The 12,762-nt window shown below is 63.8% G+C and carries 10 protein-coding genes; 4 read left to right on the plus strand and 6 right to left on the minus strand.

Translation table 11 applies throughout. The features are described from left to right. Positions 1 to 184: 184 nt before the first annotated feature. Positions 185 to 1,957 carry an aspartate--tRNA ligase gene (gene aspS / locus ACIPUD_RS05815; protein ID WP_247368723.1) on the plus strand — a complete coding sequence of 591 codons (1,773 nt, stop codon included), beginning with the start codon at positions 185 to 187 and terminating at the stop codon, positions 1,955 to 1,957. Positions 1,958 to 2,102: 145 nt separating this feature from the next. Here aspS and ACIPUD_RS05820 read toward each other — a convergent pair whose 3' ends face one another. After that, on the minus strand, positions 2,103 to 4,037 hold the full coding sequence (locus tag ACIPUD_RS05820; RefSeq protein WP_446480246.1) for a hypothetical protein: 1,935 nt from the start codon (positions 4,035 to 4,037) through the stop codon (positions 2,103 to 2,105). Between the two features lie 275 nt (positions 4,038 to 4,312). Here ACIPUD_RS05820 and ACIPUD_RS05825 point away from each other — a divergent pair, with 275 nt between their 5' ends. After that, the gene (locus tag ACIPUD_RS05825) at positions 4,313 to 6,622 is read left to right on the plus strand and encodes an NADP-dependent malic enzyme (RefSeq protein ID WP_018456292.1); all 2,310 of its coding nucleotides are present in this window, start codon (positions 4,313 to 4,315) and stop codon (positions 6,620 to 6,622) included. 296 nt (positions 6,623 to 6,918) lie between these two features. After that, positions 6,919 to 7,371, plus strand: a complete 453-nt coding sequence (locus ACIPUD_RS05830; RefSeq protein ID WP_018456294.1) for a DoxX family protein — start codon at positions 6,919 to 6,921, stop codon at positions 7,369 to 7,371. A gap of 11 nt (positions 7,372 to 7,382) precedes the next feature. Here the strand turns inward: ACIPUD_RS05830 and ACIPUD_RS05835 are convergent, their stop codons facing one another. The 4 genes from ACIPUD_RS05835 to ACIPUD_RS05850 form a co-directional block, all read right to left on the minus strand. Then, positions 7,383 to 7,934, minus strand: a complete 552-nt coding sequence (locus ACIPUD_RS05835; protein WP_247368339.1) for a dihydrofolate reductase — start codon at positions 7,932 to 7,934, stop codon at positions 7,383 to 7,385. A gap of 8 nt (positions 7,935 to 7,942) precedes the next feature. Continuing rightward, positions 7,943 to 8,968, minus strand: a complete 1,026-nt coding sequence (locus ACIPUD_RS05840) for a polysaccharide deacetylase family protein (protein ID WP_247368337.1) — start codon at positions 8,966 to 8,968, stop codon at positions 7,943 to 7,945. Positions 8,969 to 9,133: 165 nt separating this feature from the next. Then, positions 9,134 to 9,703: a glutathione peroxidase gene (locus ACIPUD_RS05845; RefSeq protein ID WP_247391422.1), complete on the minus strand. Its 570-nt coding sequence runs from the start codon at positions 9,701 to 9,703 to the stop codon at positions 9,134 to 9,136. Positions 9,704 to 9,795: 92 nt separating this feature from the next. After that, complete coding sequence (locus tag ACIPUD_RS05850; RefSeq protein ID WP_085384887.1) at positions 9,796 to 11,379, minus strand: L,D-transpeptidase family protein; 1,584 nt, start codon at positions 11,377 to 11,379, stop codon at positions 9,796 to 9,798. A gap of 208 nt (positions 11,380 to 11,587) precedes the next feature. On the opposite strand from ACIPUD_RS05850, the gene ACIPUD_RS05855 reads away from it, so the two are divergent. Then, entirely contained in the window at positions 11,588 to 12,136 is a 549-nt protein-coding gene (locus ACIPUD_RS05855; protein ID WP_026233134.1) for a CreA family protein, read from the plus strand. A gap of 55 nt (positions 12,137 to 12,191) precedes the next feature. Here the strand turns inward: ACIPUD_RS05855 and ACIPUD_RS05860 are convergent, their stop codons facing one another. After that, positions 12,192 to 12,401 (minus strand): hypothetical protein, encoded by a 210-nt coding sequence (locus tag ACIPUD_RS05860; RefSeq protein WP_204511014.1) that lies wholly within the window; start codon positions 12,399 to 12,401, stop codon positions 12,192 to 12,194. Between the last annotated feature and the right edge of the window lie 361 nt (positions 12,402 to 12,762).

Here is a 12,762-nt window from a genome sequence, read left to right on the forward strand (position 1 = left end):
TAGGCGTGGAACGCCTGATGGCAAAGGCTTGAGCCGAGATTGGGCAAAAATGGCCACTTCCAGCCGAAAACGGGCCGTTCCCTTGGTTGCCGCCCCCGTCCTGCCGAGGTAAACCCTGCCGCAACTTTGAACCTGCCGTTTCGGCGGTTCGATTCGATCCTCCGACATTGAATTTGGGACGACCATGCATCGCTACCGGTCACATACATGCGGCGCGCTCCGCGAGAGCAACATCGGGGAGACGGTCCGCCTTTCAGGCTGGGTCCATCGCGTTCGCGACCATGGCGGCGTGCTGTTCATCGACCTGCGCGACCATTACGGCCTGACCCAGTGCGTAGTCGATCCGGACTCGCCGGCGTTCTCGCAGGCCGAAAAGCTGCGTTCGGAATTCGTGGTGCGGATGGACGGTAAGGCCCGTCGCCGCCCCGAAGGCACCGACAATGACGATCTGCCGACTGGCAAGATCGAGATCTATGTCAGCGAGATCGAGGTGCTGGGCCCGGCCGGCGACCTGCCGCTGCCGGTGTTCGGCGACCAGGAATATCCTGAAGACATCCGCCTGAAGTACCGCTTCCTCGATCTGCGTCGCGAGAAGCTGCACCAGAACATCATGACGCGCGTCGAAATCATCAAGTCGATGCGTCGGCGCATGGAGGGGCAGGGCTTCTTCGAGTTCAACACGCCGATCCTGACCGCGTCCTCGCCCGAGGGCGCGCGCGACTTCCTGGTGCCGTCGCGCATTCATCCCGGCAAGTTCTATGCCCTGCCGCAGGCGCCGCAGCAGTACAAGCAGCTCTTGATGATGTCGGGCTTCGATCGCTACTTCCAGATCGCGCCCTGCTTCCGCGACGAGGATCCACGCGCGGATCGTCTGCCGGGCGAGTTCTACCAGCTCGACGTCGAGATGAGCTTTGTCACGCAGGACGATGTCTTCGCCGCGATGGAGCCTGTCATCACGGGTGTGTTCGAGGAGTTTGCCAAGGGCAAGCCGGTGACCAAGGGCTGGCGCCGGATTCCGTTCGCGGAAGCCTTGCGCAAATACGGCAGCGACAAGCCGGACCTGCGCAACCCGATCGAGATGCAGGACGTCTCCGAACACTTCCGCGGCTCCGGCTTCAAGGTGTTCGCGCGCATGTTGGAGGACCCCAAGAACCAGGTCTGGGCGATCCCGGCGCCGGGTGGCGGCTCGCGCGCCTTCTGCGACCGCATGAACTCCTGGGCGCAGGGCGAAGGTCAGCCCGGCCTCGGCTACATCATGTGGCGCGAGGGCGGCGAAGGTGCCGGTCCGCTTGCCAACAACATCGGTGCTGAGCGCACCGCCGCGATCCGCGCGCAGATCGGCGTGAAGGAAGGCGACGCCGCCTTCTTCGTCGCCGGCGATCCCGACAAGTTCTGGAAATTTTCAGGGTTGGCCCGCAACAAGGTCGGCGAGGAGTTGAACCTCACCGACAAGGAGCGGTTCGAGCTAGCCTGGATCGTCGACTTCCCGATGTACGAGTACAACGACGAGGACAAGAAGGTCGACTTCTCGCACAACCCGTTCTCGATGCCGCAGGGCGGTCTCGATACCTTGAAGGGCCAGGACCCGCTGACCATCAAGGCGTTCCAGTACGACATCACCTGCAACGGCTACGAGATCGCCTCGGGTGGCATCCGCAACCACGTGCCGGAAGCGATGGTGAAGGCGTTCGAGATCGCGGGCTATGGCGAGCAGGAAGTCGTCGATCGCTTCGGCGGCATGTACCGCGCCTTCCAGTACGGCGCCCCGCCGCATGGCGGCATGGCCGCCGGTGTCGACCGCATCGTCATGCTCTTGTGCGGCACCAACAATCTGCGCGAGGTCTCGCTGTTCCCGATGAACCAGCAGGCCATGGACCTCCTGATGGGCGCACCGTCGGAGCCCAGCCCCAAGCAGCTCCGCGAGCTGCACGTGAAGGTGAGCCTGCCGCAGAAGTGAGGCTGTCTCCACAGCGTCATTGCGAGCGAAGCGAAGCAATCCAGAATCTTTCCGCGGAGTGACTCTGGATTGCTTCGCTTCGCTCGCAATGACGGGGAGGGATTTTCGCCGGTCCAACTGCCATCCCCGCGCGCAGCGTCGTTCCCTACAGCCCCGTCGACGCCTCGATCCTGAACTGCGCAAGCGCGCTCTGTGGGTCGGTTTGCAAGAGCTGCATCAATTGCATCAGCGGTGCCTTGGCGCGCGGGGACAGCTTGATGGAAAGCGTCTGGCCCGGCGTCTCGACGAAGCGGGCGATCGCGTCCACGGCCGCGTTCGCATCCGGATTGGCGGAAGCAACTTGCTCGCGTTTAGCCTTGATGCTCTCGACGAGCGCCTGGCGTGCGGTATCACGGCTGACATTCTGCATGCGCGCGAACTGCGCCGCGACGAGATCGATGACGCCGCTGTCGCGCAATGAGAATTCGAGCGTGCCCGCCTCGATCCGGGCCGCCTGGCCCATGAGCTGGGCCGGATCGGCCGAAAACACCTCGCGTGGTACGTTGCCGAGCGCCATACGCAGTTGCGCTCTTGCGATGCCTCCGATGTCGAGGGTCGCGGGCGTCAGAGCGAAGCTGTTGGACTGTTCGGTCCAGGCAGCGCCGAGATCGAGGTCGATAGCGAGCTTGTCGATCCCGCTGGCAATCAATGGAAGCTGTTTTGGACCGGATGGATCGGCTGGCGTGACAAATTTGGCAACCACATGCGCCTTGCTCGGGATCGAGCCGACCAGCTGCCCCCAGTCCAGGCTCAGTGTGTCGATCATGACCAGCTTATTGGTGGTCTTGAACGGCGCCGTCACGCCCTTGATCTCCGCGCCTGCGAGCACGCCGAACAGCCCGAGCATCTGATCCGGCGAGGGCGCCCGCCCGGCAGTGGTGAGGCTTGCTGCCCAGCGCATCAAACTCGCCGTGCTGAAGGACTTCAGCGCAAAGCGCTCCATCTTGAACTGTCCCTGCGGAGACGGCGCGTCGACGCCTTCGACCGCGAACTCGCCGTCGCGAAATCGGATCGCACCAACCGTGGCCGTTCCTTGCGGCGTGCCGACCGACATCTTGCCGATTTCGGCCTTACCGATGCGAAGACCCTCATAAACTCCGGCGAGCTTCTCCAGCAGCTCGCGTGCCTGCGCCGGAGTCGGCGGGGCCGATTGATCCCGTGGCAGCGCGGCAAATATCTCGGCCAGCCGGAATTTCGACGGCTGGACGGCGATGTCTTCCATGGTGAACCCGTCGACATCCACTCGCATCCCCTGTGCCGATTTGAGCGCATAGGGGCCCGTCGAGACCTGCCGATAGACCCGGCGATAGCTGTCGTCGCTGGCCGTCTGCGGATCGAGCGCGGCGATCATCGCGGTCGCGTCGAAATCGTTGACGATGATGTTTGACGATTCACCCGTCAGCTTGTCCGTCTTGCCGGGTTGCTTCACGTCGACCGAGATCACGGCGCGGTCCGACTTCATCCCGTCGATCTTGCCGTGCTTTAGGTTCTGGATCGGCAGTTCGGAATAGGTGACCTCGCCGCTGCCGGCGGCGCGGGAATCGAAGCTGATCGTGAGGGTCGGAGCCGTGAGCGACGATGCAGCGACACTCGCATATTGGCCGAGCACGTAGCGGTACATATCGACCAGCGAGCTGTCCGCCGGCACCTGACCCGCCTGAACAGGACCGGCATAGTCGCGCATGACCAGGTGCGGGATCTTGTACGCGACCTTCAGCTTGGCAGCGCCGATCTGGTCCAGCGTAACCTCGAGCCCGGTGATGTCGACGGCGTCGGCCGAGATCCTTGTTTCGTCGATCTGGCGAACGCCCGTGCCCTTGATGGCGGCGATCCTGATCTGCGCCTGCGGTGCCTTGCCCGGCGTAACCGCGATGTCCTCGATCGTGAGGGTGCGCGTGGGCAGATCGAAGGCGATCTTGCCGTAGCTAGCCTTGCCGCCTTGCTTGCGGATTTGCTCGAACGCGGTCTCCACCTCGGCGGTGACGCGATGTTTTGCGTAGAAGCTGAAGCCCAACCATCCGCCCGCGCCCACCACGGCCACGACGATGAAGCCGATCAGGATTCACTTCATTCCCAGCTCCAGTTGCTCGCGTTGCAGCACGCAACCTGCCATATTCGCAAAGCAACGCGCGGTCCAGGGAAAGCGAGCGCTATCAGATATTTGACCGCGCGCCCTGTTGATGGGGCCGCAATCGGATGTTGCCACCGGGCCGCCCGACGTGCTTCATCCCGTTTCCATGACCCGGAAATACCACCCGAAGGCGGGCCGGTCAGGACAACGTAGTTTGAGGCCGGTAACGCGAGGCAAGACACCGCATGTCGTCCTATTCTGATGATCTCCACCAGGCGGCGCTGGCCTATCATCGGCTGCCGCGCCCCGGAAAGCTCGAGATCCAGGCGAGCAAGCCGCTCGCCAACCAGCGCGACCTCGCGCTGGCCTATTCCCCCGGCGTCGCCGCCGCCTGCATGGAGATCGCCAAGAACCCCGCGGAAGCGGCGACGCTGACGATACGCTCCAACCTGGTTGCCGTGGTTTCGAACGGCACCGCCGTGCTCGGCCTCGGCAATATCGGCCCGCTGGCCTCGAAGCCGGTGATGGAGGGCAAGGCGGTCCTGTTCAAGAAATTCGCCGGCATTGACGTGTTCGACATCGAGATCGCGGCCGACACCATCGAACGCGTGGTCGAGACCGTGGCCGCGCTCGAGCCGACCTTCGGCGGCATCAATCTCGAGGACATCCGCGGACCGGAATGCTTCGAGATCGAGGCGCAGCTCAAGGAGCGCATGAAGATCCCGGTCTTTCACGACGACCAGCACGGCACCGCGATCATCGTCGCCGCCGCGATCACCAACGGTCTGCGCCTGAACGGCAAGAACCTGTCGGACGTCAAGATCGTGGCATCGGGGGCAGGGGCCGCAGCGCTTGCGACACTGAACCTGCTGGTGTCGATGGGGGCGCAGCGCAAGAACATCTGGGTCTGCGACATCGACGGCCTTGTTCACGAAGGCCGCAACACCACGATGGACCGCTGGAAGGCGGTCTATGCGCAGAAGACCGACAAGCGCACGCTCGCCGACGTCATCGGCGGCGCCGACATCTTTATCGGCCTCTCCGCACCGGGCGTGCTCAAGCCCGAGATGGCCAAGGCGATGGGCGACAAGCCGCTCATCATGGCGCTCGCGAATCCGACGCCGGAGATCATGCCGGAGGAGGCGCGCAAAGCCCGTCCCGACGCCATGATCTGCACTGGCCGCTCCGACTATCCGAACCAGGTCAACAACGTCCTGTGCTTTCCCTTCATCTTCCGTGGCGCGCTCGATGTCGGCGCCACCGCGATCAACGAGGAGATGAAGCACGCCGCCGTCGAGGCCATCGCGCAGCTCGCGCGCGAGGCGCCGTCCGATGCGGTCGCGCAAGGCTTCGATACCGGCGAGACGCAAGGGTTTGGCCCGGGCTCGCTGATCCCGAGTCCCTTTGATCCGAGATTGATCCTGCGCATCGCGCCGGCGGTGGCGAAGGCCGCGATGGAATCGGGCGTTGCGACCCGGCCCATCACCAATTTCGACGAGTACACCGCGTTGCTCGAGCGCTTCGCCTTCCGCTCCGGCCTCGTCATGAAGCCGATGTTCGCCAAGGCCAAGACCCAACCGGTGCGCGTGATCTACGCCGAAGGCGAGGATGAGCGCGTGCTGCGCGCCACCCAGGTGGTGCTGGAAGAGAAGCTGGCGATGCCGATCCTGGTCGGACGTCCGTCGGTGGTCGAGGCCCGCATCGAGCGCTTCGGCCTGTCTATCAAGGCCGGCAGGGACTTCGACCTGGTCAATCCCGAGGACGATCCGCGCTACCGCTCCTACGTGCAGTCCTATGGCGAGGTCGCCGGCCGCCGCGGCGTGACGCCGGATGCGGCGCGCACGGTGGTGCGCACCAACAACACCGTCATCGCGGCGCTCGCGGTGGTGCGCGGAGAGGCGGACGCCATGCTCTGCGGCGTCGAGGGCCGCTACATGAGCCATCTGCGCCATGTTCGCGAGATCGTCGGGTTCACCCCGGGAATCAGCGACTATGCGGCGCTGGCGCTGCTGATCACGAGCAAGGGCGCCTTCTTCATCGCCGACACCCAGGTGCGGCCCAATCCGAGCGCCGAAGAGCTCGCCGAGATCGCCTCGCTCGCGGCGGTCCACGTCCAACGCTTCAACATCAAGCCGAAGATCGCCTTCGTCTCGCATTCGGATTTCGGCAGCTACGACACGGAATCCTCGCGCAAGATGCGCCGGGCGACCCAGCTCCTGAAGGAGAAGCATCCGGAACTCGAGGCCGACGGCGAGATGCAAGGCGACACCGCGCTCTCGGCCGCCGCGCGCAAAATGGTGCTGCCGCACTCCAAGCTCGAGGGCGAAGCCAACATCATGATCATGCCAAGCCTCGACACCGCCAACGTCGCTTATCAGATGATCAAGTCGCTGGCGGACGCGCTCCCCGTCGGGCCGATCCTGATCGGCCCGGCGCGCCCGGCTCACATCCTCACCCCGTCGGTAACGGCGCGCGGCATCCTCAACATGACCGCAGTGGCTGTGGTGGAAGCGCAGGAGCGCGCGTCGCGGCAGCAGCCGACGTTGTTTACGTAGGCCGCTGCGTGGCCTTCCCCTCTCCCCTTGTGAGAGAGGGTGGCTCGCCGCGGAGCGGCGAGACGGGTGAGGGGTTGCTTCCGCGCGCACATTTCTCACGGTTGAATTGCAGAGCGCGACCCCTCATCCGGCGCTTCGCGCCACCTTCTCCCGCGAGGAGAGAAGGTGCAGTGCCGGGCCACCAACTTTGAATTGCTCGCAGTTAGCCATTTCCCCGTTTGTAAACCGGCGAATGTATCTTCATAATCGCGAAGTGCTTTCGCGAGAATTCAAAAGCCTGAGCAAAGAGGCCGATCATGCCAGCGTTCGTGACTTTCGGGCGGATCCTGTTCGCCGTGCTGTTCATCTACACGGGTGCGGCAAGACTGTTTGCCATGCAGGCGACCGTTGATTTCATCGCCGCCAAGGTCGTGATGCCCGACATGATCGCGCCTTACGCCAAGCAGATCGAGACGGCGACGGCCATGACCACGCCGCAACTGCTGGCGATCGCAGTCGGCGTGCTCGAGATCATCGCAGGCGTGATGATCGCGCTGAATTTCGGCGCGCGCTTCTTCGCGATGCTGATGATTATCTATGTCGCGGTCGCGACCTTCCTGTTCTACGACTTCTGGAACCAGGTGCCGCCTGACAACGGCAAGATGCTGGTCGACGCGCTCAAGAACCTGTCGATCATCGGCGCCCTGTTCATGATCATGGGCTACGGGCGCGCCACGCGTCCGGCCGAGGCGGCCTACGGGGACGTATAAAGGTTAAGCCACTACGTCCTGCGCCATGGCGTCACCGTCACGTCATGCGCGGCGTCGAGCAGATACGGCGCGCCCGGCTTCATCCCGTGTGAGGCCAGCACCTCCTGAGGCGTGCGCCCCGGTACTTCGACAAAACAGCCCTCGCCGCCGGGCAGCCGAAGGTGCGGGGCTTCCGACAGCCAGAACGTATCGTAGCGATCCATGAACATGTCGAACACGACGGGGCCGCCGATGATTGCGATGGTGCCGGAAGCGACATTGGCGAACGCACAGGCGTCCTCAAAGCTGGCGTGAGCCGGATTCCACAAGGTCGCGTTCGGCATCTCGGGATCGACGGTCAGAGTCTGGATCTTGCGGGTCAGGATCAGGCGCTTGCGCTTGGGTGAATTCGGCTGCTGCTCATGCGAGTGACGGCCGTGCACGATCAGCGCGGCGCGATCGAGCGCCTGCTCGAAGAACAGCTTGTCGCCTTCGAACTTCAGGCTGTCGGGCATGACATGCTCCGCGTCGGCGAGCATGCCGTCCGCGGAGACGATGACGTAGCCTTCGATGCGAAAGGACAATGGCGCGGCTATTCGGAGACCGTCGTCACGACGCTGTTGACTGGCCGGTTGCTCACCGTCGGCAGCTTGACGTCCTTGAGCAGCTCCTGGTCGTATTCCGGCAGCGTCGAGGCCGGGAACTTGGCGCGCATCGCCACCACCTTGTAACCGCCAGCCTTCAGGCGCTTGAGCAATTCGGGCAGGGCTTCCGCAGTGTGCTTCTGGAAGTCGTGCATCAGGATGATGCCCTTGCCCTTGCTGTCGAGCTTCTTCATGACGGTCTCGACCACCTTCTCGGGCTTCGAGGCCTTGAAGTCGAAGGAGTCGATGTCGCAGGAGAAAATCGCCGTGTTGCGGTTGCCGAGATAGGTGACCATCTCCGGCGGATGCTGGAGCGCCGGGAAGCGGAAGAAAGGCGAGGGCGAAATGCCGCCGAGCGCCCATTTCACCGCGGAAAGACCCTTCTCGATCTCTTCCTTGCGCTGCGCTTCCGTGAGCTTCTTGTTGTTGAGGTTGGCGTGCGACCAGGTGTGGGTGCCCACGGTATGGCCGGCCGCGTAGACCTGCTTCAGGATCTCCGGCTCGTAGGTCGCGTGCTTGCCGATCGAGAAGAAGATGCCGGTGGTGCACTCGTCGGCGAGCGCCTTCAGCACCGCGGGCGTGTTCTTGGGCCAGGGGCCGTCGTCGAAGGTCAGCACTACCTCGTGGTCGCGCAGGAAATCGAGCTCCTTGAAATGCTCGAAGCCGAAGCCAGGACCGCCCGTGGTGTCGATCTCGACGGTGCGGGCGACCCCAAGCGCGCCCGGCGTGTTGCAGGCTGCGCGGGCGGGCTGCGGCGCCTGCTTAGGCGGCGGAGGATTGACGAAGCCCGCCGGCGCGGCGGCTGCTGCAGGAGCGGGTGCGGGAGCTGCAGCGGGCGCAGCCGCAGCCGGTGTTGCCGCCGGTGCGGCCTGCGTCGCGGCGGCGGGCTTTGCAGCCGGGGTCTGCGACCATGCCGCGCCCGTCATCGCCAGAGACATCGCGCTTGCCAATATCAGTCCTGCCGCCACACGCATGGTGTTGTCCTCGAGATTGATCCCGTTGTTCCGCCGCGGCTTTTCGCCTTCGGCAAAACCATCCTGCCCATAACAATCCTAGCCTAGATGGTGGGCCCTCGCCATTGCAACGGCTGTTTGGCGCGCCAGCCCAATTGTGCCCAACCGGGCTGGGGAGGCGTGGCGTCAAGTGTCGGCCAGCGCCTTGGCGATCGCCGTCTTGATCCGCGTGTCTGTCGGTTCGACCGCGGATGCAAAGACATCGGCGATATAGCCGTCCCGGCCGATCAGATATTTGTGGAAGTTCCAGCGCGGAACTTCTCGCGGGCGCGCCTCTGCCGCCCATTTGTAGAATGGATGCGCCTTTGCACCGACCACGATGGCCTTGGCCGCGATGGGGAAGGTAACGCCGTATTGGTGGTGGGCGGTTTCCGAGATCTCACTGGTGCCGCCGGGCTCCTGTCCGCCGAAATCGTTGGAGGGCACGCCAATGACGGTGAGGCCGCGTTCGCGAAATTCGCCCCAGATGTCTTGCAGGCCGGCATATTGCGGCGTGTAACCGCAGAGCGAAGCGGTGTTCACCACCAGCAGCGGCCTGCCAGTGAAGGCCGCAAGGCGGATGTCGTCGCCTGACAATGCCGGGAAAGAGAAGGCGTAGGCGGAAATTCGGCTCATGCCGCCATCCGCCAGTGCACGCGTCGCCGGCGCCAGCGTGCCTGCAAAGGCGGCGATGAGTATGGTCCTGCGGTTCATCATAACGGCGTCCCCCGAAATGATCCGGGGCGCATGTTACCCCGTCGGTGCGAGCGGCGTCGTCAACACGGCGTTATCTGCCGCGATGAGGCGCGTTAGTACAGGCGGACGATGAAATCGGTGCCTTCGCCAGTCTCGCCCTGGTTGATGCCCTGGTCGGAGACGATGATCGAGCCGCCCGATGTCAGCATTTCGTTGATCCTCGCGATCGTGTCGGCCGGGATCGAGACGCGGTCCAGGGCCTCGGCTGGACTGTCCGGCGGGACCACAGGCTTTACGGCGACGGGAATCACCGCCGCGCCACGTTGGCGGCCTGTCACGCGGCCGTCATCTTCGCGCGCGGCAGAACGGACCGACACTGGCAAGGACACCACCGACCAATGCAGCGCATTGGAATCGGCCTTGTCGATTTCGGCGGTAAAGACATGCGTGCCGAGCGGCCGATCACTCGCGGCGATTGTGACAGGCACCTCGAACAGCGGCGCAAAGTTCTGCCGCACGTAGAGCTTGGAATCCTTGCGGCTGATGAAGACCGCGATCTGGCCCGCTCGCTTGGGCGCTTCAGGTTTTGCCACGGGCGCCGGATCGGCAACGCGGGTTTCGTCCTTCTTGACGTCGGTCGTGGCCGCCTGCGCTGGCGCCGCGGCCGGTGCATCGGATGTCTTCGCGAGTTCGGACTTCGGCGTCTCCGCGGCGTCGACAGGCTTCGCTTCAGTGTTCGCGGGCTGCGCGGCGTCTCCGGCCTCTGGCTTGGCCGCGTCCGCCGCCTCAGCGGGCTTGGTCTCGGGCTTTGCCGTTGTCTCGGTGTTGTCGGCCGATGCCGGGGCCTCCTCGCGGGCTGGGGCATATCCGGTGGTCACGTCCGACATCACGGTGTGGCCGACCGACGAGCGCAGCTCGGGCACGCCGTCGGCGCTGGCGGTTTTCGTTTCAACCGGCTTTGCTTCGGTGGCCGCGGTATTGGCCGTGCCCTTGTCGGCCTTGTCGCCGGCATTGGTCTGCGGCTCGAGGCTGGCCGCGGGTTGCGGTGGCACGCGCAGCGAGGCAAGCAGCGGATGTGAGAACTTCTGCGGCGACATCTGACCGGGCGAAACGATCACGCGCGCGCCCATCCTGGTCCAGTTCCACATCTTCACCGCGAACGCCATCGGCATGCGGATGCAGCCGTGCGAGGCTGGATAGCCCGGCAGCACGCCGGCATGCATGGCAACGCCCGACCAGGTGATCCGCTGCATGTACGGCATCGGCGCGCCGCTATAGATGTTGGAGTGGTGGAATTTGTGCTTCTGGATGACGCTGAACACACCCATCGGCGTCGAATGGCCCTTCATGCCCGTCGAAACCGGGGATTCCGCGAACACGCCTTTGCTGTCGTAGACCGTGACCTTCTGCCGGTCGATCGAGACGACGATGACGAGAGGACCTTGCGGTTTGGTGCCGGCTTCTTTTTCGGCAACAAGGTCTTTTTTGCCGACCGCACCGCGCTTCTGCGGCTTCTGGCGCGGGACGTCGAGATGGCGCTCCTGGCGCCCGTAGGACCCGTCGGAATAGTCCGTCCAGTAATAAAACGCTGCGTCCGCCTGGCTTGCCGTGCCGATCGCACCCGCCGCCGCCAAAATGGCGACCTGCCAAAGCCGCGTCGGCTTGGCAGAAAAACCGGCCCCGTTCACGCTGTTCATCCTCGAATCCATAATCCAAATCAGATGTTAGTCTCTCAGAGGGGATACGCGTTCACCAGCATGGCGGTTCTGCCATCAGCTACATTTGTCCAAAGCGTAGCAAAAAAGCCTCACGGAGCGGTAAACGGCGGCCGTGTCGGCTTGCCGGTCGTCTTCCTGATCGGTCGCCTCATCCCTACATTGCTGGAAGTTGTTACCGGAGAGGTTCATGTCATCTCGTTTCCGCAGTCTTTCCAGCATCCGCTTGAAAGGCCTCGCTTTATTCCTCATGGCGTTGACCGTGCCGGCAGCGTCCGCCTTCGCCGCCGACGAGCCGGATCTGATCTTTCGCCGCTCGACCGTGTTCAAATGGATGAGCCCGAACGACAAGCTTGCGACCTACGGCCTCGACGATCCTGAAGTCGAGGGCGTGGCCTGTCATTTTACGGTGCCGGAGAAGGGCGGCTTCAAGGGCTGGCTGGGCCTTGCCGAGGAAGTCTCGGACATTTCGCTCGCCTGCCGTCAGGTCGGCCCGATCAAGTTCAAGAACAAGATGGAGCAGGGCGACGACATGTTCCGCCAGCGCCGCTCGCTGTTCTTCAAGAAGATGCAGATCGTGCGCGGCTGTGACGCGAAGCGCAACGTGCTGGTCTACATGGTCTATTCGGACAGGCTGATCGAGGGTTCGCCGAAGAACTCGACCTCGACCGTGCCGGTCATGCCGTGGGGACCGGCGGACGCCAACGTCCAGAAGTGCGGAGAGTTCTTCACTCAGTGACGCTCTTGCGTTCACTCAGTGACGCTCTCGCGTGCACTCAGTGAGGGGTTTGCGTTCACTCGATGATGTCAGCGCGGATGGCGCGCGGTTTTGCAAGATGCGAGCCGGTCAGCCGCACGAATGACTGCGGCGTGGCCTCAAAGCCCCGGCTCGATTGCAGCGCCATTTCGCCAGGCGAATGGGCACTGCTGTGAACAGGTCGTTGCTCCCGGCGGTCCGTTCGTTGGTCCGCATCGCGCGTCGTTGCGCGATTCTGCGCGGTCATGATGGCTGTTCCTCACATGAACGCGCTCGGCGATGCTCGGGCGTCCTCGGTCTCGATAGCTTGGGTCGCAGTCGAAGCGCCCCCGGTTCGACAGGACCCAGCCTTCGTTCGGCTTCTCTTCAGCAGAAAAACGTAAAACGCATGTGAAGGGTGTGAGGCGGGATCATGACGGCGCCGGCGTTCCGCGGCGCATCCGAGCTCGCCGGAACCTGCCAGGCTACATTGGGTGACCGCACGACCCATCTGAAAAGATTGAGATTTTCCATGGAATATGTCGTCGCCTCGAGCGGGACGAAACAATTCTCACGGAGACGAAACCATTTTCCGGCTTTGGCGCATCACGCGCGAAACCGCCCATGGT

It is taken from the genome of Bradyrhizobium sp. CAR08 (genome assembly GCF_052871955.1).

Bases quoted from the DNA above. Each gene is read 5' to 3' on its own strand.
- aspS (WP_247368723.1), top strand. From the start codon at position 185: ATGCATCGCTACCGGTCACATACATGCGGCGCGCTCCGCGAGAGCAAC.
- ACIPUD_RS05825 (WP_018456292.1), top strand. From the start codon at position 4,313: ATGTCGTCCTATTCTGATGATCTCCACCAGGCGGCGCTGGCCTATCAT.
- ACIPUD_RS05830 (WP_018456294.1), top strand. From the start codon at position 6,919: ATGCCAGCGTTCGTGACTTTCGGGCGGATCCTGTTCGCCGTGCTGTTC.
- ACIPUD_RS05840 (WP_247368337.1), bottom strand. From the start codon at position 8,968: ATGCGTGTGGCGGCAGGACTGATATTGGCAAGCGCGATGTCTCTGGCG.
- ACIPUD_RS05845 (WP_247391422.1), bottom strand. From the start codon at position 9,703: ATGATGAACCGCAGGACCATACTCATCGCCGCCTTTGCAGGCACGCTG.
- ACIPUD_RS05850 (WP_085384887.1), bottom strand. From the start codon at position 11,379: ATGAACAGCGTGAACGGGGCCGGTTTTTCTGCCAAGCCGACGCGGCTT.
- ACIPUD_RS05855 (WP_026233134.1), top strand. From the start codon at position 11,588: ATGTCATCTCGTTTCCGCAGTCTTTCCAGCATCCGCTTGAAAGGCCTC.
- ACIPUD_RS05860 (WP_204511014.1), bottom strand. From the start codon at position 12,401: ATGACCGCGCAGAATCGCGCAACGACGCGCGATGCGGACCAACGAACG.